24 protein-coding genes and 1 tRNA gene are annotated in these 26,625 nt (G+C 65.4%); 14 read left to right on the top strand and 11 right to left on the bottom strand.

Annotated elements, in window-relative coordinates:
• Positions 1-3: 3 nt before the first annotated feature.
• The 4 genes from AB0L58_RS33655 to AB0L58_RS33640 are packed head-to-tail and all read left to right on the top strand — an operon-like array spanning position 4 to position 4,659.
• Positions 4-2,817, top strand: a complete 2,814-nt coding sequence (locus AB0L58_RS33655) for a DEAD/DEAH box helicase (RefSeq protein ID WP_364393317.1) — start codon at positions 4-6, stop codon at positions 2,815-2,817.
• Positions 2,814-3,581, top strand: coding sequence for an SWIM zinc finger family protein (locus AB0L58_RS33650; RefSeq protein WP_364393315.1), 768 nt, complete (start codon positions 2,814-2,816; stop codon positions 3,579-3,581). The genes AB0L58_RS33655 and AB0L58_RS33650 overlap by 4 nt, the downstream gene beginning before the upstream one ends.
• Positions 3,581-3,901, top strand: a complete 321-nt coding sequence (locus AB0L58_RS33645; RefSeq protein WP_364393312.1) for a hypothetical protein — start codon at positions 3,581-3,583, stop codon at positions 3,899-3,901. Before AB0L58_RS33650 ends, AB0L58_RS33645 begins: the two co-directional genes overlap by 1 nt.
• Positions 3,898-4,659, top strand: a complete 762-nt coding sequence (locus AB0L58_RS33640) for a helical backbone metal receptor (RefSeq protein ID WP_364393310.1) — start codon at positions 3,898-3,900, stop codon at positions 4,657-4,659. Before AB0L58_RS33645 ends, AB0L58_RS33640 begins: the two co-directional genes overlap by 4 nt.
• Before the next feature lie 31 nt (positions 4,660-4,690).
• Here the strand turns inward: AB0L58_RS33640 and AB0L58_RS33635 are convergent, their stop codons facing one another.
• Entirely contained in the window at positions 4,691-5,764 is a 1,074-nt protein-coding gene (locus AB0L58_RS33635; protein WP_364393308.1) for an amidohydrolase family protein, read from the bottom strand.
• Between the two features lie 73 nt (positions 5,765-5,837).
• Positions 5,838-6,467 carry a TetR/AcrR family transcriptional regulator gene (locus AB0L58_RS33630; RefSeq protein WP_364393305.1) on the bottom strand — a complete coding sequence of 210 codons (630 nt, stop codon included), beginning with the start codon at positions 6,465-6,467 and terminating at the stop codon, positions 5,838-5,840.
• 111 nt (positions 6,468-6,578) lie between these two features.
• On the opposite strand from AB0L58_RS33630, the gene AB0L58_RS33625 reads away from it, so the two are divergent.
• Positions 6,579-6,980: a Dabb family protein gene (locus AB0L58_RS33625; RefSeq protein ID WP_364393303.1), complete on the top strand. Its 402-nt coding sequence runs from the start codon at positions 6,579-6,581 to the stop codon at positions 6,978-6,980.
• A 14-nt stretch (positions 6,981-6,994) separates the two neighbouring features.
• On the opposite strand, the gene icmF is transcribed toward AB0L58_RS33625, so the two are convergent.
• A complete protein-coding gene (icmF, locus tag AB0L58_RS33620) occupies positions 6,995-10,213 on the bottom strand; it encodes a fused isobutyryl-CoA mutase/GTPase IcmF (RefSeq protein ID WP_364393301.1) in 3,219 nt (1,072 codons plus the stop codon).
• A 285-nt stretch (positions 10,214-10,498) separates the two neighbouring features.
• Between icmF and AB0L58_RS33615 the strand changes: the two genes are divergently transcribed.
• The 6 genes from AB0L58_RS33615 (at position 10,499) to AB0L58_RS33590 (ending at position 17,068) form a co-directional block, all read left to right on the top strand.
• Complete coding sequence (locus AB0L58_RS33615) at positions 10,499-11,464, top strand: DUF2157 domain-containing protein (protein ID WP_364393298.1); 966 nt, start codon at positions 10,499-10,501, stop codon at positions 11,462-11,464.
• Between the two features lie 123 nt (positions 11,465-11,587).
• Positions 11,588-13,111 (top strand): CoA-acylating methylmalonate-semialdehyde dehydrogenase, encoded by a 1,524-nt coding sequence (locus tag AB0L58_RS33610; protein WP_364393296.1) that lies wholly within the window; start codon positions 11,588-11,590, stop codon positions 13,109-13,111.
• Positions 13,112-13,139: 28 nt separating this feature from the next.
• Entirely contained in the window at positions 13,140-14,279 is a 1,140-nt protein-coding gene (locus tag AB0L58_RS33605) for an acyl-CoA dehydrogenase family protein (protein ID WP_364393294.1), read from the top strand.
• Entirely contained in the window at positions 14,276-15,346 is a 1,071-nt protein-coding gene (locus AB0L58_RS33600) for an enoyl-CoA hydratase/isomerase family protein (RefSeq protein ID WP_364393292.1), read from the top strand. The genes AB0L58_RS33605 and AB0L58_RS33600 overlap by 4 nt, the downstream gene beginning before the upstream one ends.
• Complete coding sequence (gene mmsB / locus AB0L58_RS33595) at positions 15,343-16,239, top strand: 3-hydroxyisobutyrate dehydrogenase (RefSeq protein ID WP_364393290.1); 897 nt, start codon at positions 15,343-15,345, stop codon at positions 16,237-16,239. The genes AB0L58_RS33600 and mmsB overlap by 4 nt, the downstream gene beginning before the upstream one ends.
• A gap of 1 nt (position 16,240) precedes the next feature.
• The gene (locus tag AB0L58_RS33590) at positions 16,241-17,068 is read left to right on the top strand and encodes an enoyl-CoA hydratase (protein ID WP_364393288.1); all 828 of its coding nucleotides are present in this window, start codon (positions 16,241-16,243) and stop codon (positions 17,066-17,068) included.
• A gap of 94 nt (positions 17,069-17,162) precedes the next feature.
• Here AB0L58_RS33590 and AB0L58_RS33585 read toward each other — a convergent pair whose 3' ends face one another.
• The 3 genes from AB0L58_RS33585 to AB0L58_RS33575 all read right to left on the bottom strand — a co-directional run bounded on the left by AB0L58_RS33585 (position 17,163) and on the right by AB0L58_RS33575 (position 19,173).
• Complete coding sequence (locus AB0L58_RS33585) at positions 17,163-17,390, bottom strand: hypothetical protein (RefSeq protein ID WP_364393286.1); 228 nt, start codon at positions 17,388-17,390, stop codon at positions 17,163-17,165.
• Between the two features lie 47 nt (positions 17,391-17,437).
• Positions 17,438-18,496 carry an Hsp70 family protein gene (locus tag AB0L58_RS33580; RefSeq protein WP_364393284.1) on the bottom strand — a complete coding sequence of 353 codons (1,059 nt, stop codon included), beginning with the start codon at positions 18,494-18,496 and terminating at the stop codon, positions 17,438-17,440.
• A 128-nt stretch (positions 18,497-18,624) separates the two neighbouring features.
• Positions 18,625-19,173 (bottom strand): MarR family transcriptional regulator, encoded by a 549-nt coding sequence (locus tag AB0L58_RS33575; protein ID WP_364393282.1) that lies wholly within the window; start codon positions 19,171-19,173, stop codon positions 18,625-18,627.
• 170 nt (positions 19,174-19,343) lie between these two features.
• Here AB0L58_RS33575 and AB0L58_RS33570 point away from each other — a divergent pair.
• Positions 19,344-19,415: transfer RNA gene (locus AB0L58_RS33570), tRNA-Cys, on the top strand.
• A gap of 70 nt (positions 19,416-19,485) precedes the next feature.
• On the opposite strand, the gene AB0L58_RS33565 is transcribed toward AB0L58_RS33570, so the two are convergent.
• The 5 genes from AB0L58_RS33565 to AB0L58_RS33545 form a co-directional block, all read right to left on the bottom strand.
• Positions 19,486-20,535: an ABC transporter ATP-binding protein gene (locus tag AB0L58_RS33565; protein WP_364393279.1), complete on the bottom strand. Its 1,050-nt coding sequence runs from the start codon at positions 20,533-20,535 to the stop codon at positions 19,486-19,488.
• Complete coding sequence (locus tag AB0L58_RS33560; RefSeq protein WP_364393277.1) at positions 20,532-22,085, bottom strand: iron ABC transporter permease; 1,554 nt, start codon at positions 22,083-22,085, stop codon at positions 20,532-20,534. The genes AB0L58_RS33565 and AB0L58_RS33560 overlap by 4 nt, the downstream gene beginning before the upstream one ends.
• A 2-nt stretch (positions 22,086-22,087) precedes the next feature.
• Positions 22,088-23,107, bottom strand: a complete 1,020-nt coding sequence (locus AB0L58_RS33555; protein WP_364393275.1) for an iron ABC transporter substrate-binding protein — start codon at positions 23,105-23,107, stop codon at positions 22,088-22,090.
• A 126-nt stretch (positions 23,108-23,233) separates the two neighbouring features.
• The gene (locus AB0L58_RS33550; RefSeq protein WP_364393273.1) at positions 23,234-24,634 is read right to left on the bottom strand and encodes a metallophosphoesterase; all 1,401 of its coding nucleotides are present in this window, start codon (positions 24,632-24,634) and stop codon (positions 23,234-23,236) included.
• Between the two features lie 15 nt (positions 24,635-24,649).
• A complete protein-coding gene (locus tag AB0L58_RS33545) occupies positions 24,650-25,363 on the bottom strand; it encodes a hypothetical protein (protein ID WP_364393271.1) in 714 nt (237 codons plus the stop codon).
• 200 nt (positions 25,364-25,563) lie between these two features.
• Here AB0L58_RS33545 and AB0L58_RS33540 point away from each other — a divergent pair, with 200 nt between their 5' ends.
• Positions 25,564-25,992 (top strand): ester cyclase, encoded by a 429-nt coding sequence (locus AB0L58_RS33540; RefSeq protein WP_364393269.1) that lies wholly within the window; start codon positions 25,564-25,566, stop codon positions 25,990-25,992.
• A 69-nt stretch (positions 25,993-26,061) separates the two neighbouring features.
• A complete protein-coding gene (locus AB0L58_RS33535; protein WP_364393267.1) occupies positions 26,062-26,598 on the top strand; it encodes a DUF4231 domain-containing protein in 537 nt (178 codons plus the stop codon).
• The last annotated feature ends 27 nt before the right edge of the window (positions 26,599-26,625 follow it).

The raw sequence follows: 26,625 nt of genomic DNA, 5'->3' as shown, positions 1-26,625 counted from the left end.
GTGATGCTGCACGGTCTGTGGTCGCCGGGATCGGGCTTGCTGCTCTGGCAGGAGGCCCCGGTCGCGCTACCCGAACCGTTGGGCGGGGTGCTGGCGGCGTCGAAGTTCCGGCATCGGGCGCACGTGCTGGTCAGCGGGTCGCAGGAGGAGACCGAGCAGGTCAGGGCGCATGCGATGGTGCCCGCGGCGGCCGCGGTCGCACTGCGACAGCGGCTGCCGGTCGACACCGTTTCGGGGGATCTGCGGTTTCTCGCGCATGTGGCGCACGGTATCGAGCGGTGGGTGCGGGCCGGACGGGTGGCGCCCGAACTGCGCCGCGACGACGGGCAGTGGTGGGTGCGCTGGCGGTTGGTCGGTGGTGAGCGGCAGCGGGCCTGGCTGGCGGAATTGGCGGTGGCCATGCCGCCCGCGCTGCGCGTCGCGGGGAAGCCGGGGATGCTGCTCGAGGATATGGTCACCGAACTCGCCGATCCGATCGTCCGGGAGTTGCTGGATCCACCGCCGTCCGCGCATCCGCTGGTGGCCGCACTCATCGATGACGTCGCCCTGGATGGCGGCAGCCATCAGCTGGCCGAGGTGTTGGAACGCTGGCGGGCGAGTCTGACCGGGGACGAGCCCGAGTTGGTGCTGCGGCTGCTGGAGCCCGAGGGTGATATCGCACTCGGCGAGGCCGATACCGATGTCGATGACGTGGTGGCGCTGTGGCGCCTGCAGGTCTGTCTGCGTGCCGCTGGTGAAGCACCGAATCCGGTTCCGCTGCTGGGTGATCCGGTGCTGGTCCGCACCGCGATCGAGAAGTTGGGGGAGGCGACGCGGGCGTATCCGCGCCTGCGCGACCTGCCGAACGATCCGCAGTCGATGGATCTGCTGCTGCCGACCGAGGTGGTCGCGGATCTGGTGGAACACGGCGCGCACGCCCTACAGGCGGCCGGGGTGCGGTTGCTGCTGCCGCGAGCCTGGAATATCAGCGCCCCGACCATGCGGCTACGCGTGGAGAGCGCCGTACCCGCCGCCGAGAGCACGGTGGGCATGCGCGGACTCGTCTCCTACCGTTGGGAACTCGCCCTCGGCGATACCGTACTGACCAAGGCCGAAATGGCACGGTTGGTCCGCTCGAAATCGGATCTGGTGCAGTTGCGCGGCGAATGGGTGCAGGCCGACCACAAGGTGCTGGCCGCCGCCGCCCGCTACGTCGCCGCTCATCTCGACGACAGCGAAATCACCTTCGCCGATCTGGTCGGCGAACTCGTTACCGGACATGTCGAGAAGGTTCCGATCACCGAGGTCAGCGCAACCGGCTGGGCCGCAGACCTTTTGGACCGGACCCGAGAGCCGGTACCGGTGACCGCGCCGGTCGGGCTGAAGGCGCAGTTGCGGCCGTATCAGGAGCGTGGGTTGGCCTGGCTCGCCACCATGAGCCGCTACGGCGTCGGCGGAATCCTGGCCGATGACATGGGGCTGGGTAAAACCGTGCAGGTACTGGCTCTGCTCGTGCACGAGCGCGAGGGCGCCGGAGCCGACGGCGCTGTGCCGACGCTGCTCGTGTGCCCGATGTCGGTCGTCGGCAACTGGCAGCGCGAGGCGGCGCGGTTCGCCCCTGATCTGCGGGTATTGGTGCACCACGGTGTCGGCCGCAAGTCCGGCACGGAACTGGACGAAGCCGTCGCGGCTGCGGATCTGGTGATCACCACATACTCGCTCTTGGCGAGGGACGCAGCCGAATTGGCACGCCAGCAGTGGGATCGGGTGGTGCTCGACGAGGCGCAGCACATCAAGAATGCGGGGACCAGACAGGCGAAGGCGGCACGGGCACTGCCTGCCCGGCATCGGTTGGCACTCACCGGAACTCCGGTGGAGAACCGTCTCGAAGAATTGCGCTCGATTCTGGACTTCACGATGCCGAGGGTGCTCGGTAGCGCACAGACTTTCCGTGCCCGCTTCGCCGTGCCGATCGAACGTGATCGGGACGAGAATGCCATCAGCCGACTGCACACGGTCACGCAGCCGTTCGTGCTGCGGCGGGTGAAAACCGATCCCGCCGTGATCAGCGACCTGCCGGAGAAGCTGGAGATGACGGTGCGCGCCAATCTGACCGTCGAGCAGGCGGCGCTGTACCAGGCGGTCGTCGACGACATGATGGCCAAACTGAAGGATGCGAAGGGCATGGCTCGCAAGGGCGCCGTACTCGGCGCGCTGACCCGGCTCAAACAGGTCTGCAACCATCCCGCGCATTTCCTCGGCGACGGTTCCGGCGTGCTGCACCGCGGCGGCCACCGCTCCGGCAAGCTCGCCCTGGTGGAGGACGTACTCGAGGCGGTACTTGCCGACGGTGAGAAGGCATTGCTGTTCACCCAGTTCCGCGAATTCGGCGATCTCATCACGCCCTATCTGACCGAGCGCTTCGGCGCGGCGATCCCGTTCCTGCACGGTGGCGTGCCGAAGAAGCAGCGCGACAGCATGGTCGAGCGGTTCGGGACACCGGATGGCCCACCGCTGATGTTGCTATCGCTCAAGGCCGGTGGCACCGGCTTGAATCTGACGGCCGCCAACCATGTCGTGCACCTGGACCGTTGGTGGAATCCCGCGGTCGAGAACCAGGCCACCGACCGCGCCTACCGAATCGGTCAGCAGCGCAATGTGCAGGTGCGCAAACTGATCTGCGTCGACACCATCGAGGAGAAGATCGACGAAATGATCAGCGGTAAACGTCAACTCGCCGATCTGGCCATCGGTGCGGGCGAAAACTGGATCACCGAATTGAGCACGGACGAACTGCACCGGCTGTTCGCCCTCGGCGCGGAGGCGGTCGGCGATTGAGTCCCTTCGACGACTACAGCAAGTACGGCAAGCGCCGCCCGGTACGCGGCGGGGTCGAGGCACGCAGCCGCCGTGGCGGATTCGGGCGCACCTGGTGGGGTAAGGCCCTGATCGATGCGGTCGAGCAGATGGCCGAACCCGGTCGGCTCGCCCGCGGCCGCACCTACGCCAGGGCCGGACAGGTCGTGAGCTATCGGATCGAGCCTGGTGCGGTCACCGCGGAAGTGCAAGGGAGCCAGCCGCGTCCGTTCACCTCGGTTTTCGCCATTCGGCCACTGCGCGACGAGGAGCTCGAACTGCTCATCGAGACCATCCGGGCCACGCCGGGTGTACTGGCCGAAATCGCCTCCGGCGCATTGCCGACGAGTCTCGGCGAGCATCTGCTTCCGACCACGGCCGCGGATCTCGACTTCTCCTGCACCTGTCCGGATCCCGGCTGGCCGTGCAAACATGTGGCCGCGGTCTGTTATTTGCTGGCCGAACGTCTCGATGAGCGCCCCCGCGAAATCCTCACCCTGCGCGGCCTCGATCTGGACACCCTCATTGTCGGTATCGAACGTGATGCGACCCCAGCGGTTTCCGACGATCCCTACGGCGACCGCGGCCAACTGCCCGACCTGCCGAAGCTCGAATTCCGCCCCGCCATCGATGACCTCGACCCAACCCTGCTCCGCCGCGCACTGCGCATGAGCGCCGAGGACGAACCGATGGCCGCGGCCGGAATGCGCGATATCCGCGCACTCTACGAAGGCATGGATCGCTGATGATGCGCGGCACGGTCCGGCCGATCGGACGCACGATCGACGAACCGGTTACGGCGACCGGACTCGGCACCCGCTCCTGCTACCACCACTTTTCCGACATGCCCGGCTACAAAACCGCGCTGCTCGCCAACTTCGAGGAGATACACACTACGGAGTACCCGCGCGAGATCGAAGCCGCCGACCTCGATCCGCACGATCGGCTCGATCTGCTCATCGACCTGGTGCTCGAGGATGACGAGCCCGCCAGCATCGAAGTGGCCGTGCGGGCCTGGGCGCTGGACGACCCGATTGCCGCCGCGGCCGAGGCGGTTCTGTCATGACCGACGATCTGGGCGCCTCCGTGCCCATCGACCGCCCGGTGCGTCGGGTGGTGTCGCTGGTGCCTTCGCTGACCGAGGCCGTCGCGGTGAGTCGCCCCGAAGTCCTTGTCGCGGCGACGGATTGGTGCACCCATCCCGCAGACCTGGACCTTGAGCGGGTTCGTGGCACCAAGAATCCGAATGTGCGCCGAATCATCGAGCTAGCACCGGATCTGGTGCTGTGCAATCAGGAAGAGAATCGCCGCATCGATGTGGAGCGGTTGCGGGATGCGGGGATCCCGGTGTGGGTCACCAGCATCGAAACGTTGGCGGACGGCTTCGCCTCGCTGCGCCGACTTTTCACCGAGGCGCTGGACGGTTCGGTGCCGGCTTGGCTCATCGAGGCCGAAATAGCCTGGGCTGCACCGTCTCCCGCATCGCCGCGCAATGTGGTAATCCCGATCTGGCGCAATCCTTGGATGGTGGTCGGGCACAACACCTTCACCGGTGACCTGGCGGCGCGCCTCGGTCTGCGGCTCGTGCACGCCGACCGCGCCGAGCGCTATCCACACGTCTCCGAGGACGAGTTGACTCGCGATGTCGAGCTCGTCCTGCTCCCCGACGAACCGTACGTATTCACCAGATCCGATGGCCCCGATGCCTTCCCGGGCTTGCCGGTCGCCTTGGTCGAAGGCCGCAGCCTCACCTGGTACGGCCCATCCCTTGCCACCGCTCGCGACACCCTGACCCGCGAAATCGCCGCAGCCTTCATCGCCTGAGCGAAGTGCCCACTGCGCCGGGCGACCTGGTTCAGGATTCGATTCGGTAGGTACGTTGGGCGTTGGTACGGAAGATCTGCTCCAACTCTTTATGGCCGCCGCCGTGCTCGATTATCGCGGTGGCGATGACCTCGGCGCTGTCGGCGATGGTCGTAACCGGTTTGTCCACCGGAAAATTGGAGCCCCACAGCAGCCGGTCCGCGCCGAAGACATCGAAAGCGTGCTCGACGAGCGGGCGAATTCGATCCAGCAGCATCGGAATCGGTGTCGACGTGCCACCTGGCGGCACTGGGTGACCGAGGATCGGCATCATCAAGCCACTGACTTTCGCCACCACATTGGGGTTTTCGGCGAGCGCGGTGAGACTGTCGCGCCAGCGGATGAAAAGTTCCCGACGCAGACTCGGATTCGTTCCGGTGCGCTTGCCGACCGGGCCGAAAATCCCTGCGGGTGTGGCTAGGTGGTCGAGCACAATCGGGACTTCCGGATAGCGTTGGGCCAGTGCCGTCACATCGGGTAGTGCATGCGAGTACACCCACGCCTCGAAAGACAGCCCGCGCTCGGCCAATGCCGCGAAGCCGTTCAGGAATTCCTTGGTGCCGAGCGCGCCCGCGTGCTCGGTATACGGCCGGACATCCGGATCGGGATGGTGCGCGACGTGCGCTCGAATGCCGCGCAGCAGCGGCGATGCGGACATATGCGCATCGAGCAGCATCGCGAACTCCGGTGCCGCCGGATCGGCACTCCCGATGATCGCGCCGAGTGCCGGATTGTCGCCGCCGAATGGCAGCCCGGCCACCCATTTGGTCTCATCGGCTCTGGCCAGAGGCCCCGTCCCAGTCCACCCGACCTCGATATGGACGATCGATTCGACCGGGACGCCATCGGCATCCGCACGGTAATTCGTGGGCAGATATGGATTCGTATAGGCGGTCGGATCCCCGACGAATTCTCGGTCCCGCCGTGGTGCCACCCGCTTGGCCAGATCGATCGGAATGGGCAGCATCCGGAGCAATTTCGCGGTCTGGCTGAATTCGCGCGGCGTCCGGAACGGATCCCACTGATGAATGTGCGCATCGATGATCCGGATATCCGAGAGATCCATGTCCGCTGTCCCTACCACGCCGAAGGCCCTGACCTCGCGATTGTCACATGCACGTGGGCGGGCGCGTTCGGATTCAGCGGGAACCGTATGCGGACAGGAACGTCCGCACCGCCGCATCGGCGATATCGCTCAGCTCGGCGTCGTTCACCTCGCGGGTGCCGAGCTGGGATCGCGCCTCGAGCGGCGCGGTGAGCAGGGCGAGCAGCTGTTCGGCGGCCTGCGCCGGATCATCGGTCCGCAGCCGACCCGACAGGGTGAGTCGCGCAAGCCGATCGGCCAGCGCCTCGGCGATGTGCCGCGAGGTGCGCTCCAGCACGGCGTCGGCGAGGTCTGGGAAGGTCGCGAGCTGCGCGTAGGTCAGTGCCCGCAATGAGCGGGCGCGCGCGCCGGAGCATTCCGCGAGCAGTGCGCGCGCCGTTGCGGTGAGGGCGGCGGGCAGATCGTCGGCGGGCGCGCGCAGGCGATCGATGATCGCGAGGGTTTCGGCGGCCACGGCATCGGCGGCGGCCAGCACGGCGTGCCGGAAGAGGGTCTGCTTGTCATTGAGGTGGTTGTAGACCGTCGGTTTGGCGACACCCGCCTCATCCGCGATCTCCTGCACACAGGCCTTGTCGTAGCCGCGGCGCGCGAAGACGGTGAAGGCGACGTCCAGGATCGCCTGCCGTTTATCGATGCGGCCGCGCGCCGTCGTCGTACCCGTCACCCCCGCATATTAGCGCCTCAGTGACTTCGACTGAACTCATGGGTTCACTCTTGTGCATCTACCAGTCAGTTATTTAGATTGAACTAACAGGTTCAATTCAGGGAGGTTTCCATGATCGTTCATCTGCTGCGCTTCGGCTTCCGCGAGGAGACGACCGAGGCACAGAAGGCCGAGGTGCTAGCGCTGATGAAGCGCACCGCATCGGTCGAATCGGTGTCCTTTGCGACCGTCGGCCAAAATCTCGGCGATACGAGCGAAGGGCTGACCCACGCCTATTGCGTCGGCATCGAAGATCTGGCGGCGATGGAGCGCTATCTGCACGATCCGGTCCACCTGGCCGGTGATCCGCAGATCATCCCGCACTTCCAGAAGATCGCCATCGGACCCGACGTCTCGGATGAGCCGGATTCCGAACTGCGCGACAAGATCATGGCGCTGCACGAGGCGAAGCTGGCGAAGTACCCGGAGTGGGCACGTCAGATGGATGCCATTCCGGAGGTGCGAATCTTCTGACGGCCCAGCCTATTTCACACGTTGCGCCGGTACTGGCCGCCGACGGTGAAGAAGGTGTCGGTGATCTGCTGCAGAGTGCAGACCCGTGCGGCGTCCATCAGCACCTCGAAGATGTTGTCGTCGGTGCGGGCCACCGCGTCCAAGCGGGCGAGGGCGGCATGTGCGGCATCGCGGTGGTCGTTCTGGAATTGGCGCACGCGCCGCAACTGGGACTGCTTCTCGGCCTCGGTGCCGCGCGCCAATTCGATGACCTGATGCGGCTCGCCGTGTGGGTTGCGGAAGGTATTGACGCCGATGATCGGCAGCGAGCCATCGTGTTTGCGGTGCTCGTAGCGCATGGATTCGTCTTGGATCTTGCCGCGCTGATAGCCGGTCTCCATGGCGCCGAGCACCCCGCCGCGCTCGCTGATGCGATCGAATTCGGCGAGCACGGCCTCCTCCACGAGGTCGGTGAGTTCATCGATGAGAAAGCTGCCCTGGAGCGGGTTTTCGTTCATCGCGATGCCCCACTCGCGGTTGATGATGAGCTGGATGGCCAGCGCGCGCCGCACCGATTCCTCGGTGGGCGTGGTCACCGCCTCGTCATAGGCGTTGGTGTGCAGGCTGTTGCAGTTGTCGTAGATGGCGATGAGCGCCTGCAGGGTGGTGCGAATGTCGTTGAAGCTCATCTCCTGTGCGTGCAGCGACCGGCCCGAGGTCTGCACGTGGTACTTCAATTTCTGCGAACGCTCGTTGGCGCCGTAGCGATCTCGCATGGCAACGGCCCAGATCCGCCGCGCCACCCGGCCGATGACCGAATATTCCGGATCCATGCCGTTGGAGAAGAAGAACGACAGGTTCGGTGCGAAGTCGTCGATCCGCATGCCGCGCGCGAGATATGCCTCGACATAGGTGAATCCGTTGGCGAGGGTGAAGGCCAGCTGACTGATCGGATTCGCACCGGCCTCGGCGATGTGATAGCCGGAGATCGAGACCGAGTAGAAGTTGCGAACGCCGTTGCGCACGAACCATTCCTGGATATCGGCCATCATGCGCAGGCTGAATTCGGTGGAGAAGATGCAGGTATTCTGGCCCTGATCCTCCTTGAGGATGTCGGCCTGAACGGTGCCGCGCACTGTCGCCAGGGTGCGCGCTGTGATGTCGGTAGCCTCCTCGGCGGTAGGCTCGCGGCCCTCGGCGGCGCAGAAGCGTTCCAGCGCCTGGTCGATGGCGGTGTTGAGGAAATAGGCCAGGATGGTGGGAGCCGGGCCGTTGATGGTCATCGATACCGAGGTGGTCGGCGCGGTCAGGTCGAAGCCGTCGTAGAGCGCCTTCATATCGTCGAGGGAGGCGATCGAGACACCGGAGGTGCCGACCTTGCCGTAGATATCCGGACGTTCGGCAGGATCGTGACCGTAGAGCGTCACCGAATCGAAGGCAGTGGAAAGCCTTGTCGCTTCGGCATGTTCGCTGAGCACCTTGAAGCGCCGGTTGGTGCGGAACGGATCGCCCTGACCGGCGAACATCCGCGCCGGATCCTCGTTATCGCGCTTGAACGCGAAGACGCCCGCGGTGAACGGGAACCGTCCGGGCAGATTCTCCGAGCGCAGGAATCGAAGCAGCTCACCGTGATCGGTGAAGCGCGGCAGTGCGACACGCGGAATGGAATTGCCGGACAGCGTCTCCCGGCGCAGCGGGGTATGGATCTCGCGATCACGAACGCGAACCACCTGCTCTTCGCCCCGATAGGATTCGGCCAGTTCGGGCCAACCCGCGAGCAGTTCGGCGTTGTCGGCATGCAGTGCGTCGCGGGCCTTGTCGGTGAGCTCGGCCACCGCGACGTCATCGGGCAGCTCGGCAGCCACCTGTTCGAGCCGCTGTAGGCGTTGGGCCGCAACAATTTGCGACGCGGTATCGGCGTGATAGTCGCGGACCGTCTCGGCGATTTCGGCGAGATAGCGCACCCTGGCGGGCGGGATGATCTGCGCGAACCTGGTGGAGGAGCGGGTATCCACCGTCGGAAGGACACCGGGCTCCATGTGCAGGCCACGCTCGGCGAGCAATCCGGTGAGGTGCTGGTAGAGCGCGGTCACCCCGTCATCGTTGAACGTGGCCGCGCTGGTGCCGAATACCGGCATCTCCTCGGGCGATCGGCTGAACTCCTCGCGATTGCGAATCAGCTGCCGCGAGACATCACGCAGGGCATCCTCCGCGCCGCGGCGCTCGAACTTATTGATCGCCACCACATCCGCGTAGTCCAGCATGTCGATCTTCTCGAGCTGGGAGGCCGCGCCGAATTCCGGTGTCATCACATACATCGACACGTCGACGTGATCGGTGACCGCGGCATCGCCTTGGCCGATGCCCGGGGTTTCCAGGATGACCAGGTCGTATCCCGCTGCCTTGCAGGCGGTCACGATGGCGTCGATATTCTGCGGCAATTCGTGGCCGCCGCGGGTGGCCAGTGAGCGGAAGAAGATGTGGTCGCCGTCGAGGGCGTTCATCCGGATGCGGTCGCCGAGCAGTGCACCGCCGCCGCGGCGCCGGGTCGGATCGACCGCGAGAATCGCGACGCGCAACTTGTCCTGCTGATCCGAGCGCAGGCGACGCACCAATTCATCAGTGAGCGAGGACTTTCCGGAGCCGCCCGTGCCGGTGATGCCGAGCACCGGCACCCTGCGCGCGGCGGCGGCCGATACCAGGGTCCGCCGATCGGACTCCGGCAGCGTGTCCTGCTGCAGGCAGGTGATCGTGCGGGCGAGCGCGGCCCGCTCACCGGCGAGTACGGCGTCCAGCACCGGTGGCTCGGCGGCGAGATCGACATCGCAGGTGCGGATGAGCTGATTGATCATGCCGGGCAGACCGAGTCGCTGGCCGTCTTCGGGGGAGAAGATGGTCACCCCGGATTCGGCGAGGCGCGCGATCTCCTCGGCGACGATCACCCCGCCGCCACCGCCGAAGATCCGGACATGGTCGGCACCGGCCTTCTTCAGTGCGTCGGCGAGATATTCGAAATACTCGACATGTCCGCCCTGATACGAACTCACCGCGACACCCTGGGCATCCTCGGTGAGCACCGCGTCCACAACCTCGCTGACCGCGCGATTGTGTCCGAGGTGAATGACCTCGGCGCCCTGCGCCTGCAGGATTCTCCGCATGATGTTGATCGCCGCATCATGCCCGTCGAAGAGCGCGGCCGAGGTCACGAATCGGACGGGATGGATGGGAGTGTGGAGCGCGGTGCTGTCGGCCACGGGGTCCTCCGGGGGAGATCCTGTTTGGCGCCCGATACTAGGACGTCAAACTAATTCTACGGTGATGGCTGTCACTGCGCCAGATGAACGCGCCCACATCGGTGGCCGAACGGTTGCCCAGGGATTCCGCTCACCGTGACCGCAACCCGCGACATCCACCCAGGCTCGAGTTCCGATGGAGGCAGCTGCCGGATAGCGAACATTTCCACTGGCAGGATCGCACCCCGAGCCAAGGATCGGTATGGAGCAGTCAACAACTGTCGATGTAGCGGCCATACTCGATACATGGGGATCCACGATCGGTCGGGGGCGGCCTTGCGGCGGCTGGTCGACGAAGGTGTATTGACCGAAGTCCAGCGCGCGGCGGTTGCGAAGGCACTGGCGGCGGAGCGGACGAAGCACGAGTCGCCGGGCAGGCTGTTCGCCGAGATCGCCGCCTATATCGGCGCCGGTTCGATGTTGGGCGCGCTCGCCCTACTGGTCGCGTCTTCCTGGGATGACCTGCAGCGGACCGGCCGCATCGTCATCTTCGGGCTGGTATCCGTCGGTCTCGCACTCGGCGGGATCGCGCTGGCCGGTGGCACCGCCGGATTATTCACGCGCACAACGGTTGCGCGCGCATCCCGCTCGCGGCTCGCCACGGCGCTCTTCGCGCTCGCATCCGTATCGGTGGCCGTGACGGTGGGCTCGGTCTTCGAAGGCGGCGACTCCGACAATGCCTTGGTCTGCGCATGCAGCGCGGGTCTTGTGGTGGCCGTGCTCGGTTACGCGGCCTTGCCGTCGGTCATCGGCATCTTCGCCGCGGCCTGGTACAGCGTTGTTCTGGTCCTGGTGTTGCTCGACGAGGTCTTCGATGTCGACGAGGTCTGGGTCGGCCTCGGCCTGCTCGCCCTCGGCGGGATCTGGTTCGCGCTCACCAGGTTCGGCTTGCTCGTCGAGAACTGGTCGGGGTATGTCATTGCGATCCTCATCGCGGACGCGGGTGCGGTGACCGCCGACACCAGTCCGGGGCATTGGGGGTTCGTGCCGGCCGCGCTGGTAGCCGTTGTTTGTTTTGTCCTGTATGCGACGCAACGTTCGACGGTCCTGGTGATCGGCGGCAGCGTGACGGTCGCGCTCGCCGTCGGCATGGCGGTCGCCACTCGGTTCGATGGCGAAGTCGGAGTAATGGTCGCGATCGTGATCGGTGGCGCGGTAGTACTCGCCGTCGGCGCACTAGTGCTCACCCGCTCCTCGAAGCCCTCTGTCTGACCTGCCGCTCGCGCGGCGGATTGCTCGAGGGTTGCCGTGGGATGAATCACAGTGCCTATATTTACTTGGACATCCAACTATAGGATGACCGTAGATTGCGTCGACTACGAGAACAGGACTGGCATGGTTCGCGAACTCACTCACTTCATAGGCGGACGGCATGTCGCCGGGGCCTCGGGCAACTTCGGCGATGTCTTCGACCCGAATACCGGCCAGGTGCAGGCGCGGGTGCCGCTGGCGAGTCGAGCCGAGGTCGATGCCGTCATCGCGAATGCGGCCGAGGCGCAGCGGGTGTGGGCCGCGTTCAACCCGCAGAAGCGGGCCAGGGTGCTGATGAAGTTCCTGACGCTCGTGCAGGACGAGATGGATTCCCTTGCGGCACTGCTGTCCGCCGAGCACGGCAAGACCATCGCCGACGCCAAGGGGGATATCCAGCGCGGAATCGAGGTCATCGAATTCGCGGCGGGTATTCCGCATCTGCTCAAGGGTGAGTACACCGAGAGCGCGGGCACCGGCATCGACGTCTACTCCATGCGCCAGCCGCTCGGCGTGGTCGCGGGCATCACCCCGTTCAACTTCCCGGCCATGATCCCGCTGTGGAAGGCCGGCCCGGCGCTGGCCTGCGGAAATGCCTTCGTGCTCAAGCCATCCGAGCGTGATCCCTCGGTGCCGTTGCGGCTGGCCGAGTTGTTCCTCCAGGCAGGTCTGCCCGCTGGCGTATTCAACGTGGTCAACGGCGATAAGGAAGCCGTCGACGCGATCCTGCATTCGCCGACCGTCAAGGCCGTCGGCTTCGTCGGCTCCACCCCGATCGCGCAGTACATCTACGAGACCGCGACCGCGAATGGCAAACGTGCGCAATGCTTCGGCGGCGCCAAGAATCATGCGATCGTGATGCCGGACGCCGACCTCGACGATGTCGCCGACCAGCTCATCGGCGCGGGCTACGGCTCGGCGGGCGAGCGCTGTATGGCCATCTCGGTCGCCGTCCCGGTCGGCCAGGAGACCGCGGATCGGCTGCGCGAGAAGCTGATCGAGCGCATCGGCAAGCTGAATGTCGGACGCTCCGACGATGCCGGTGCCGATTTCGGCCCGCTGGTCACCAAGGACGCGCTCGGCCGAGTCGAGAACTACGTCCAGATCGGCGTCGACGAGGGTGCCGAGCTGGTCATCGACGGCCGAGGCCTCGCGGTCGCCGGCGGCGAAGGCGGCTATTTCACCGGCGCGACGCTTTTCGACAACGTCACCCCGGAAATGCGGATCTACCGGGAAGAGATCTTCGGCCCGGTGCTGTCCATCGTGCGGGCCGACAACTACGACGCCGCGCTCGCGCTGCCCAACGAGCACGAATACGGCAACGGCGTCGCGATCTTCACCCGCGACGGCGATACCGCACGGGATTTCGCCGCCCGCGTGCAGGTCGGCATGGTCGGCATCAATGTGCCGATTCCGGTGCCGATCGCGTACCACACCTTCGGTGGTTGGAAGCGTTCCGGATTCGGCGACCTGAACCAGCACGGCCCGGATTCGATTCGCTTCTACACCAAGACCAAGACCGTCACCCAGCGCTGGCCCGGCGGTGTAAAGGACGCTGTGTTCTCCGGTCGCTCCGCGGCCGACCACTTCGTCATTCCGACGATGGACTGAGCAGCTCACCGACGGGAGGTCGACGATCGTGTTCGCACTGAATGACGACGAGCGCGCCATTGCCGAAATGGCGCGCGACTTCGCCGACGAATACCTCGCCCCGAACGCCCTGGAATGGGATGAGCAGAAGCACTTTCCAGTGGATGTGCTGCGCAAGGCGGGTTCGCTCGGCATGGGCGGTATCTATATCGGCGAGGATGTCGGCGGCTCCGGACTGCGCAGGCTCGATGCCGTGCGCATCTTCGAACAGCTGGCCACCGGCTGCCCCGCCATCGCGGCGTATATCTCCATCCACAACATGGTTTCGTGGATGATCGACAACTACGGCAATGCCGAGCAGCGCAGCCATTGGCTGCCCCGGCTGACCTCGATGGAATGGCTCGGCAGCTATGCGCTCACCGAGCCCGGCGTCGGATCGGATGCGGCGGCCTTGAGTACCAAGGCCGTTCGCGACGGTGACGACTACCTGCTCACCGGGGTAAAGCAATTCATCTCCGGTGCGGGTAGCACCGATGTGTACGTCATCATGGCGCGTACCGGCGATGCGGGTGCACGTGGGATTTCGGCATTCATCGTTCCGGCCGGCACTCCGGGAATTTCCTTCGGCGCCAATGAGAAGAAGATGGGGTGGAATGCCCAGCCCACTCGTCAGGTGATGCTGGACAACGTCAGGGTGCCCGCCGCCAATATGCTCGGCGGCGAGGGCAATGGCTTCCGCATCGCCATGAACGGGCTCAATGGCGGTCGGCTCAATATCGCCGCCTGTTCATTGGGCGGCGGCCAGGCGGCGCTGGAGAAATCGGTGGCGTACCTGGCCCAGCGCAAGGCGTTCAACAGCCGTCTGCTGGACAACCCGGCGTTGCAATTCCAGCTCGCGGATATGCGTACCGCGCTGGAGGCGGCGCGGACCCTGCTGTGGCGGGCCGCGGCGGCACTGGATGCGGATGCCGACGACAAAGTCGAATTATGTGCCATGGCAAAGCGATTCACGACCGACGCCGGATTCGAGGTCGCGAACAAGGCGCTGCAGCTGCACGGTGGTTACGGATACCTGGCCGAATACGGCGTGGAGAAGATCGTCCGCGATCTGCGGGTGCACCAGATTCTGGAGGGCACCAACGAAATCATGCGGGTGGTCGTCGCCCGCTCGGTGGTAGGAGCAGCATGACGGAATCCGAAGTTCTCATCGACAAGCGGGACGGACTCGGTCTGATCACGCTGAACCGGCCCAAGGCGATCAATGCGCTGAATCATCCGATGGTCCTCGCCATTTCCGCCGCACTGCGGGTGTGGGCGGATGACGACGAGGTGCGCACCGTCGTCGTCACCGGCGCGGGCGAGCGTGGGCTCTGTGCGGGCGGCGATATCGTCGCCATCCACAACGACGCGGTCGCGTTGCGTGGTCGTTCTGCCGCCAACGCGGATTCGGTCACCGGCGACTTCTGGCGCGACGAGTACATTCTGAACGCCCTGATCGGCCGCTATCCGAAGCCGTATGTCGTGGTCATGGACGGCATCGTGATGGGTGGCGGCGTCGGGCTTTCCGGCCACGGCAGCCATCGGATCGTCACCGAGCGCTCCAAGATCGGTATGCCGGAAGTCGGCATCGGCTTCATACCGGATGTCGGTGGCACCTACCTGCTCGCTCGTACGCCGGGCGAAATCGGTACGCACGTCGCACTGACCACCGCGCGGATGAATGCCGGTGACGCCATTGCCGCGGGTTTCGCCGATTACTACGTGGCCTCGGAACATATTCCGGCACTGCTGGAAACGCTGCGGACCGAGACCGCCGAGATCGCCATCGCCAAATTCGCCACGGACGCACCGGAGTCCGAAATCCTCGCCCAGCAGGACTGGATCGATGCCTGCTACCGCGCCGATACCGTCGAGGAGATCGTCGATCGGCTGCGGGCGCACGGTTCGCCGGAGGCCGCCAAGGCCGCGACCGAGCTGCTCGCGAAATCGCCTGTGGCACTGAAGGTCACGTTGCGCTCGCTGCGCGCGGCCCGGGTCGCGCAGAGTCTCGAGGAGGTGCTCGACGAGGAGTATCGCGTGTCCATCGCCGCGTTGGGCTCGCACGATCTGGTCGAAGGCATCCGCGCGCAGGTGATCGATAAGGACCGCAACCCGCAGTGGTCGCCCGCGATGCTGGCCGATGTCACCGCGGAACAGGTCGACGCGTACTTCGTCGAATTGGGCGATAAGGAACTGGGTTTGGAGGCAAGCGAATGACGAAGAAGATCGGTTTCCTCGGCCTCGGCCATATGGGCGGGCCGATGGCCGCGAACTTGGTCGAGGCCGGATATGACGTGCTGGCCTTCGATCCGGTTCCCGCCGCACAGGAGCAGGCACGCAAAGACGGTGCCACGGTGGTGGATTCGGCCGCCACGGCCGCCGCGGGCCGCGATGTCGTGATCACCATGCTGCCCAATGGCAAGCTGGTCCTCGACGTCTACGCCGACCTGCTCCCCGCCGCGAATCCGGGCACGCTGTTCATCGACTGCTCCACCATCGATGTCGCCGATGCCAAGGCGGCCGCGGCCCGCGCCATCGATGCGGGCCATCGCGCACTGGACGCCCCGGTCTCCGGTGGTGTCGCGGGTGCTGCCGCGGGCACGCTGACCTTCATGGTGGGCGGCGACGCCGCCGACTTCGCCGATGCGCTCGAGGTGCTCCAGGTGATGGGCGGCAAGGTGGTGCACTGCGGTGGCTCCGGCGTCGGCCAGGCCGCGAAGATCTGCAACAACATGCTGCTCGGCATCTCGATGATCGGCCTGTCCGAGGCCCTGGTACTCGGCGAGAAACTGGGCCTGAGCCACCAGTCGTTCTTCGATGTGGTCTCGACCGCATCCGGTCAGAGCTGGGCGCTGACCAGCTACTGTCCGGTCCCCGGACCCGTGCCGACCAGCCCGGCCAACAACGACTACCAGCCCGGTTTCGCCACGGCATTGATGACCAAGGACCTCGGCCTGGCCGCGAACGCCCTGCGCGATAACGACGTCGACGGCCGACTCGGGCTGCTCGCCGCCGAGATCTACACCCGGTTCAACCAGACGGAGGCGGGCAAGGACTTCTCCGCTATCGTCACCGATATCCGTAGCCGTTCTGACCAAGAGGGTGTCTGAGATGACCGCATCGCGAAGCGATTCCATGGGGGGTGGTGGCCAGGTGACGGGTGGGCCCGACTTCGAGACGATTCTGCTGGAGCGCAAGGGACGGGTCGGCTGGATCACGCTGAACCGCCCGAAGGCGCTGAATGCGCTGAACGCTCAGGTCCTCGACGATGTCATCGCCGCGCTCGACGAACTCGAGCACGATGACGCGGTCGGTGCCATCGTCATCACCGGTTCGGAGCGGGCCTTCGCGGCCGGTGCCGATATCAAGGAGATGCAGCCCAAGTCGTACATGGATATGTTCATGAACGACTACTTCGCCCGCTGGGACCGGCTGGCGCAGTTCCGCAAGCCCACCATCGCCGCCGTCGCCGGTTACGCCCTGGGCGGTGGCTGTGAGCTGGCCATGATCTGCGACATTCTGCTCGCTGCCGACAATGCGAAATTCGGTCAGCCGGAAATCAAGCTCGGCGTCATTCCCGGCATCGGCGGCTCGCAGCGCCTGACCCGCGCCATCGGCAAGGCCAAGGCCATGGATCTGGTCCTCACCGGCCGCAATATGGATGCCGAGGAGGCCGAGCGCGCCGGTCTCGTGTCTCGTATCGTGCCCGCCGCCGAACTGCTCGACACCGCGCTCGAGGTCGCCGAAACCATCGCCTCGATGTCACTGCCGGTCACCATGATCGCCAAGGAAGCGGTGAACCGGTCCTTCGAAACGACCCTCGCCGAGGGGCTGCGCTTCGAACGCCGAGTGTTCCACTCGCTGTTCGCGATCGATGATCAGAAGGAAGGTATGAGCGCCTTCGTCGAAAAGCGTCCGGCGAAGTTCACCAACCACTGACGCCTGCAAGCACCGTGCCCGGCCGAGTGAATCTCGGTCGGGCAAAGGTGTATTCGGACCCCTTGCCGACTCCTCGACGGGCATCGTCGGGCCTTTAGAGAATTGCTACGGCGCCAACCAGCACGAGAAATGCAATGGTACAGATGAAATAGGCGGCGTTGAACGAGGTGACCGACGCATCCATTGTCGCCAGGGGCACAACGACCGACAACGCGACCGCAAGGCATGCACAACCTGCCAGCACCGGGAACAACGCCAATGCGGGTCGCGATTTCAGAACTGCGGCACAGGTTTTGAACATATGCCAGGAAACGAACGCCACCGATAACTCCCTACGCCTGCCTCGTCGTAAGGCCGACGATATACGGTTCAGTTGAAGGACTTGGCCGGGATTCCCGCGACTTCGATCGGAGTCGGCGTGTTGACGCCACCAGGTGGCTGGGCGGCGCTGTGGTTCATGGCGAGCAGTCCGGCGATGGTCGCGCCCAATGCGATCGTAACCGCAACGGCGGCAATGAGTTTGCGTCGACCGGTGGTGGTCGGCACCAATGAGCCGGTCAGTGCTCCGCTGCGCAAGCGAGCCATGCGCACATCACCGTTGGGACGTTCGGCGGCGAGCAATACCGCACCGCGGGCCGAAACGTATTCGGGCTCCTCGTCGTAGATCACCGGGAGTTCGATCATTTCGGATAATTCGGCGCGGATATCCGGGTTGCGGGTGCAACCGCCGAGCAAAATCAGGGCTTCCGGTTGGACGCCGGTTTCCTCGATCAGTTGGCGAACGAATGAAGCGGAATGGTGGATGCCCGCGGCGCACAGTTCGGCGAGATCGCTGCGGGTGATCACGGCACGCTCGCCGGAACTGGTATCCATGGCGGTGATTACCCTGGCGCTGCTGAGTTCTTCGCGGTGCCTGCGGCTGGACAGTTTGTCGGTGAGTACCCCGCCGCGGCCCAATTGCCAGCGCAGCAGTGCGTCGTAGCCGTCGCCGCCGAGTACGGTGCTGCGTTTGCTGGACAGGATGGTGTCGGTGCGGCAGTCGGCGTGGGTGATGGTCAGGCCGGAACTGCCGAGGTCGTACAGGATTACCGTGCCGGTGGTGGGTAGGCGGCCGGTGAAGCGCAGGTAGCGCAGCTGGGCCAAGGGTTCGTCGACGATGGTGAGTCGGGTGCGGCCCGCGGTGGTGCGGATCGCGTCGGCGTGCAGCGGGCAGCGGCAGGTCACGGCGGTTCCGGTGATCAGCTCGTCGCGCCGGTCGGCGGCCGCGCGCATCTGCCGGATCGCCTCGAAGACCGGTTCTTCGACCCCACCACCCGCCCGACGCGGCACCTGGCATCGATCGATCGGAGGGAGATGGGGCTGATCGGAATGCGTCAGCATCGCGCGAGCACCACCAGCGCCCGCCGACACCCCCAGGACCAGCACCATGGACTCCATGGTGGACCCTTTCGGGTTCGCTGCCAAGACGACGGGGCGGGTAATTCGCTAGTTGGATGCCAGACCGTTACCGGGCAGTCGTCCGGATCGTGTAAAGACCGACCGGTTCGGGTGTTTTGCTATTGCTCGTGCGCCAACCATCGGGCCGGTTCGTCGCCGGTGTCGAAGTCGCCTGCGGCATGGCGGAATTCCGCGAGCAGCTGCAGCAGAGTATGTAGCCGATCCGGCGGAAGACCGGGAATCGCGAAGACCTTCGCGTTGAGTTCCTCGGTCGCCTCGGCAACCAATTCCCTTCCGGCGGAGGTTATTTCGATCAGGGTGGCGCGTCGATCGCTGGGGTGCGGCACCCGCTCGACGAGCTTCGCGGCCTCGAGTCGATCGACGGTATTCGTCACGCTGGTTGGGTGCACCTGAAGTCGCGCACTGGCCTTCGCCATGGGCAGTGCACCCGTCTTGCTGAAAGCAAGCAGCATGAGGAGTTCATATCGAGAGAATGTCAGACCAGTTGGTTTCAGGGCCTCGTCCACCCGAGCCATCACGATTTGCTGGGCGCGTACCAATGAGGTCACCGCCGCCATTCCGTCGGCGACATCGCCCCAGCCGTGGCCGACCCATTGGCGATGGGCCTCCTCGATCGGATCAAGCGGAAGTGGACGTGGCCGCGACATGACTTTGATCATTCCATGTTCGGCCGTCGCTCCGGACCTTCTCCCATTCGGTGAGCGTCGCAAATGTCGCGTTCGGCACCGGTGGGCGAGGTTCGCGGTGCCATCGGTTCGGATCACACTGAGCGCAACCGTGGGCAATTCGATATGGCGACGGCAATATTCATGGCGAGGCGGGCGTGGCTGAGTGGTTTAGGCAACGGTCTGCAAAGCCGTTTACGCGGGTTCAATTCCCGCCGCTCGCTCCGATAACCGGTGCGCCACCACGGGTGCCCGGCCCGGTGACACGCCACCGCCGGGCCGGGTGTCCGTGGTTCAGGCCGCTTCGAAGGCAACGGCGTTGCCGAGCACCTCCAGGCGGACACGCTGGCCCGCGGTCGGCGCCGCAACGCTGGCACGGCGCACCCGCACCGGATCGACATCGCCGTCCAGTGCGATCGTCAGCATCACATCGGCCCCGCGGAACTCCACATCGCGCACGATTCCGCTCTTCGGTTCACTATCCGTAACCGCCTGCGCCACAAGCTGTTCCGGACGAATCATGATGGTCGCCGGTCCCGTCGGCGCCGACTTCTGCACCGGAATCCGGCCCAGCGCGCATTTGGCCACATCGCCGTCGATCACTGCGTCGAGCAGTACACAATCACCGAGGAATTTGGCGGTGAACAGATCGGTGGGCGCGGCGTAGACCTCTTCCGGCGTGCCGACCTGGGTGAATACCCCCTCGCGCATGACGGCGACCTGTTCGGCGAAGCAGAGCGCCTCCTCTTGGTCGTGGGTGACCAGGATGCTCGTCATCCCCGCCGCGCGCAGCGTATCGGCCACGGCCTGCCTGGTAGTGGCCCGCAATCCGGCATCGAGTGCGCTGAACGGCTCGTCCAGCAGCATCAACCGCGGTTTGCGGGCAAGCGCACGCGCGAGTGCGACGCGTTGTTGCTGGCCGCCGGAGAGCTGATGTGGGCGTCGGTCCGCGTAGGACGGATCGAGCGAGACCATTTCCAGCAGTTCGTTCACCCGATTCCGGCCGCGGCGCAGCCCGCAGAACCCGCTGCGCAGGCCGTAGGCGATATTCTGGCCGACGGTCAGATGCGGAAACAGTGCACCGTCCTGCGCGACGTAACCGACATTGCGTCGCTGTGGCGGTACCGAAAACCGTTCGCGGGTAACGGTTTCCGTGCCGATCGCGACCGAACCCGTATCCGGTGCCTCGAATCCGGCGATCACCCGCAGCAGCGTGGTCTTACCGCAGCCGGACGAGCCGACAACTGCCGTCGAACTACCGTTCGGCACTTCGAGACTGATCCCGCCGAGGACTCGGTGCTGGCCGAATGTCTTCGAAACGTCCGCAACGACAAGCCGACTCATAACCCGGCCGCCTTCCTGGATTGGGTGAACAGTAGATACGTCACCGGCACCGCCGCGACGATCATGATGAGCGCATAGGGTGCGGCGGCGGCATAGTCCAATTCGCCCGACAGCGACCAGAATCGCATCGCCAGCGTGCGAGTTCCGCTGGGCGCCAACAGCAATGTCGCGGTCAGTTCGGTCGCGACCGCGACGAATACCAGCGCGGCGGCGGCGGCCGCGGCGGGCGCGGTCAACCGGAGCGTGACGCGCAGGAAGGTGACCGGTCCCGACTGGCCGAGCGAGCGCGACACTTCCTCCAGTCCGACCGGCACCTGCGCCAATCCGGCCCGCACGCTGACCAGTGCCCGCGGCAGGAACAGCAACACGTAGGCGGCCACGACCATGGTCACCGTCTGATAGAGCGGCGGCGCCCACCGGATGGTGACCGTCACCATGGCCAGCGCGATGACAATGCCGGGCAGTGAACTCGTAATGTAGTTGGCGCCCTCCACGATTCGGGCGAAGGCCGAGGTGGAGCGCACCGCGATCCAGGCCACCGGAAACGCGCACAGCGTGGTGAGCAGCGCGGCCATCGCCGCGAGCGCGATGGTCTGCCCGAGCGCCGTGCCGATCTCGGTGACGTCCCAGACCCGCGCACCGCCGATGCGCAGCCAGCGCACGATGGTCCACAGCGGTACCCCGATCGAACCGGCGACCACCGCGCTCAACGTGAGCAGAACCGGAATCGTGCTGGACCCCAACGCAACCCGGGCAGCGGCCCGCGGTGCACCGCTGCCGATCCTGGCGTAACGCGCCTTACCGCGCGCCCCCGCCTCGGCCGCGAGCAGCACCAGACAGCACAGCACCAGCACACCGGCCAACATGCTGCCCGCCGGCCCGGCGAAGCTGGATTGATACTGCTCGAAGATCGCGGTCGTGAACGTATCGAATCGGATCATGACGAACGCGCCGTATTCGGCCAGCAGATGCAGCGAGATGAGCAGTCCGCCGCCGAGAATCGCCAACCGCAACTGCGGCAAAACGATTCGGGTGAATACCGCGACCGGCCCGGAACCCAGCGCACGCGCCGATTCCTCCACGGCTGGATCGAGACGGCGCAGGGTGGCCGCCGCGGGCAGATACACCAGCGGGAAGTACGACATGGTGGAGATCACCACACCCGCCCACAGCCCGTGCATGGTCGGGAAGACACTGACCCAGCCGTAGCTGTTCACGAACGCGGGCACGGCGAGTGGGGCCGCGAAAACCGGCCCCCACCATGCCGCACCCGGCACACTCGTCCGCTCCACCACCCAGGCCAGCCCGACCCCGAGCACCACGCAGATCGGGACCGTGACGATGACCAGCCCGGCCGTATTGCGCAGCAGATCACCGACTCTCGGACGGAACACCAGTTCCGCCGCCTCGTGCAGGCCGGTGGAGTAGATGGTGGACACGATGTAGCCGAGCGGCACGAATGTCGCCGCCACCAACAGCAGCGCGACCGTCGTGACTAGTGGTCCCGGTCTTCCGACCCGGGGTGCGGCGACAGCGGTCCGGACGGCCATGACTAGAGCAGACCCGCCTCGGTCATGAGCGCCGTCACCTTCTTGGCGTCGAGCTTGCTCGGATCCACGGCCGGGGCCTGCAGCGAGGCCAGCGACGGCAGCGCCGGATTGGCCGCGACATCACTGGCGACCGGGTATTCCAACGAGGTGCCGTCGCGCAGAATCTCCTGTCCGGTCTTGGCGGTGATGAACGCCAGGAACCGCTGCGCCGACTCCTGCTTCTTGCTCGACTTCAGCACGCCACCACCGGAAACCGAGACGAACGCGCCCGGATCCTGGTTCTTGAAGTAGTGCAGCGCGGTGTGGCTGCTGCTCTCCTTGGTATTGGCCTGATCGCGGTACCAGTAGTAGTGGTAGATCACGCCGCCGTCGGGCTGACCGGAGTCGACCGCCTTCATGGTGGCGACATTGTTCGGGAATGCGGTGGCGTTGTTCTTCATGCCCTCGAGCCACGCCTTGGTGGCGTCCTCACCCTTGAGCGCGAGCAGCGCCGCCACGATGGCCTGGAAATCGGCACCGGAAACGCCGGCGCCCCAGCGGCCCTTCCACTGCGGCTGCGCCAGGTCGAGCAGCGACGCGGGCAGCTGATCGGCCGCGATCTTATCCTTGTTGTAAACGAAAACCGTTGAGCGGGCGGCGATTCCGGTCCACTTCCCGGTCGACGGGCGGAACTGCGCTGGCACCTGTTCCAGCGTCTTCTTATCGACATCGGCGAACAGTCCGGCATTCTCCACCAGCGCCATCGCGGGGGAGTTCTCGGTCAGGAAGACATCGGCGGGGGAGGCCGCGCCCTCGGCGACCAGCTGGTTGCCCAGTGCGGTGTCACCGCCCTGGCGCAACGTGACCTTGATGCCGGTCTCCTTGGTGAACGCGTCCACCCATTCCTTGGTCAGGGATTCGTGCTGGGCGTTGTAGACGGTGATCTCGTTCTCGTCGTCCGAGGAATTCGAACAGGCCGTCACGCCGACCGCCGCGACAGCGACTGTCAGCGCTGCGGAAATCGCTTTCCATCTGATCGACATGTTCGAGTCCTTCCGACGCGTGCAAGGGTTCACTTCATATGATGAGGCTTACCTAAGCAAGATACCGCGTCCAAGCTGCGGTGATGGTATCGGTACGGCTGCGGCTGGCCCGGGTCTGCTCGCCGGTCAGGACAACCCCGAGAAGTCCCGCAGCACAACGTGATTGCGGTCGGCGAAGGTGCCGAGCGTGTAATCCGGCAGCAGGCCGAAGTATTCGCCTCGGGTGGTCGCACTCCAGCGGCGGGCGGCCGCGGTGCGGGTCTTGTAGAAGTTGATCATGTACCCGCCCTCGTAGAGGCGCAGCAGGCTGTAGCCGCCCGGATACTCCTTGACCGCCGCCACTTCCAGGAATTCCACCGCACAGCCGGTATCGGGACGAGTGCGGCGGTTGCGGTGGGTATGGCCACTATGCTGCAGGAATACGCCGGGGGCGCGTTCGTAGAGCGTCTGGAGTTCGATGCTGTCGGTGCGATCGAGGACAAAACCCGGTCCGGCGATATTGGTCAGACCGGATTCGACGGTCACCGGGTGATGTCCGAAGACCACCGTCGGGCGATCCGGATCCGCGCGCAGCAGCTCGCCGAGCCGGTCGAATTGCGGGCGTTCGATGCTGCCTCCCGAACCGTCGAGTCGGCTGGTGTCCAGGCCGAGCAGCCGCAGGCCACCCAACTCGTGCTCGATCAGCTGTTGACGCGAACCGAATTCCTCGGCCCAGCAATCGTAGTGATCCGCGGGCGCCGGAATGCAGCCCTGATATTCCGAGCCGACGTGCGGGCGGTCGTGGTTGCCGCGCACGGCGAGGTAGTCGCGGCCCTGTGCGCCCCAGGAGTCCAGATGCCGACGAACCGAACGCGATTCCTCCGGTTTCGCCTCGGCGGTGAGATCGCCCGCGATGAGCAGGATATCGGCGGCGCGGTCGGGGCGGCGCAGATCATCGAGCACCGCGGTCAGCATTACCTCCGGGTAGGGCGCCACGTCGGGCTCCTGCCGGAAACCCGGCGGCAGGTTGTCGACGATGAGGCCGCTGACCTGCTCGCCGTAGTGCACGTCATTGGCGAGTGCGAGCGTGCGTAGTGGGCGGCCCGGCGGCGGTGTCAGGGTGGTGAATTCGCAGGTGGATTCCGGACTTCCGGGGGATCGGGTGGTCAGTGCGAGGGCTGGTGTGGCGCGGGTGCCGTTCGACCACGCCTCGAATCGATAGGGGCGGCCCGGTTCGAGGCCGTCGATCTCCGCATAGTGGAACGGCGTGCGCTCGTCATCGGCATAGACGGTGGCCAGCGATGAATCGGCCGGACCGAGCCGCACTTCGGCATCCGTGTCGACCGGCAGCAGTCGGCCGCTCGAATCCGCAACCACCGTCGTCCAGGTGAGAACCACCGATCGATCGGTGACCGTAACGACCTCGAGATCGGTCGCGAACAGCGGATTCGATTGGGCCCGAGCCGAAACCGGAACCGCGAGGCTCGCGAGCGCGGCCAGCCCGATGGTGCTGAGGAAGGTCCGGCGCGACGGTCCGCAGCAGCTCATTCGAACGAGATTACGTCAGTTCTTACCCGACTCCGCCGAGCAGACCTTCCACTTCCCGTCTTCCTTGCGCAGGTGTTCGGTGGTACCCGTATCGGTATCCGGGGTCTCACCCGGCACGGTCAGCGTGAGTTTGCCGGTGATCCGGGCGGTCGCACGGTCACCGGTGATGACGACGTTGTCGATCTTGTCGATACTGACCTCGACCTTGGCGGTATCGAATTCCTTCTTCTGCTCCTCGGTCAGCGTGTCGAACTCGGCACGGTCGGCCGCGCACGCCTTGGCCGCCGCCGCGGCGAAACCCTGCTTGCCGAGCGTGTCGTAGAAGTCGTGGATGGCCACCTCGATCTTCTTCTCGTCCGAAGCGAGTGGCGTCTTTCCCTGGGCGGTCAACACCACGCCCGCGGCGACCGCACCCGCGATGACGAGCACCAACACCAGGAGTCCGATGATCAGCCCGGTCCGGCGCTTCTTCGGCGGCAGATACCCCGACTGTTGATGACCGCCCGGCGGCGGGTACCCCTGCGGCGGCCCATACCCCTGGCCGCCCTGCTGCGGATATCCCTGGCCGCCCTGCTGCGGATATCCCTGGCCGCCCTGCTGCGGATATCCCTGGCCGCCCTGCTGCGGATACCCCGCCCCGCCCTGCTGCGGATACCCGTACGGCTGCCCCGCCCCCTGCGGATACTGCGGCTCCCCGAACGGCGGCTGCCCACCCGGCGGATATGTCATCGTCCCGTCCTCCCGCTCACCCCATCTGGGTGTGAGATTACGGCAACTCGAGCCCCCGCGACCGAAACACCGATGAGCATCACCGCACCTGGGCTCCGCTGTCCACCGTGCTCGACATGTGCGAAAGGCCGATGCACACTGCGATGAACCGCCACCGTCGTCACGGCCGCCAGCCGAGCAATCGAGGAGGAGGGTTGATCATGTCGCAAGAAGCCAACAAGGCCCTGATCCGCCAGTTCTATCGCGAGATAGACACCGGAAACATCGATGCGATGGACGAACTCGTCGCAGCGGACTACCTCGACCACTCGCCGCCACCCTTTCCCGGCATCGGTCCGGGTCGGGAGGGCCTTAAGCAGGCGTTCCGTATGTTCTGGGATGCCACCCCGGGGCGGCACGAGATCGAGGATCAGATCGCCGAGGGCGACCGGGTCGTCACCCGGATCACCGCCTACGGTCGCCACATCGCAGACCTGCCGGGGATTCCGGCAACCGGTCACGAATTGACGATGACCGGTACCACGATCCACCGGATCGAGGCCGGAAAGATCGCCGAAAAGTGGTCCGATAAGGATGTGCTCGGGTTTTTGCAGCAGCTGGGCGTGCTGCCGCCTGTGGAAGGGCGGTGATCGGTACCGTGCCGCTGATGCGAGGGGCCCTGCCGGATCGTCGGGCGCATCGACGACGGTTCGTCGATAATGAGCGGCGTGCCGTTAACCGAAGGTCGCGATTCCAGCCAGCCCGGTTCTGCGGAACCGCCCACGCCGCTGATGGCACCGGAGGCATACATCGTCGATCGCCTCGAACAGTATCAAGGTTGGTATGACAAGAAGGCCGTCAAGATGAAGGCACGGCATCTGCAGATACGTGTCCTATCTGTTGGTGGCGGCGTGACGGTTCCCGCTCTTGTCAATCTCCCGTTTGCGTGGGCATCGGCCGTCGTGACGGTCGTCAGCCTCGTCGTAGCTGCGTCGGTTTCGCTCGAAAGTGTCTTCAAGTATCGAGAGCAATGGAAGAACTACCGGTCGACCGAGCAACTGCTCGGCCATGAGAAGGTCTACTTCAACACGCGAACAGGTCCGTACGAGCAACTGGACAACAACACTGCCTTTCGGACGCTCGTCGAACGGGTCGAAGGTGCAATCGCCGCTGAGAACGCGGCAACTCTGAACGTCATGACGACGGCCCAGCAGTTGAGCGAACCAGACTATCCGCGGGGTGTGGCATCAGCTTGACCCTTCGTCCCGGACGCAGATTTCGGT

The organism is Nocardia sp. NPDC052112 (assembly GCF_040680135.1).
GTDB lineage: Bacteria > Actinomycetota > Actinomycetes > Mycobacteriales > Mycobacteriaceae > Nocardia.
Note: the sequence above shows the minus strand (reverse complement) of the source record. Positions and strands in the feature narration are given on the sequence as shown.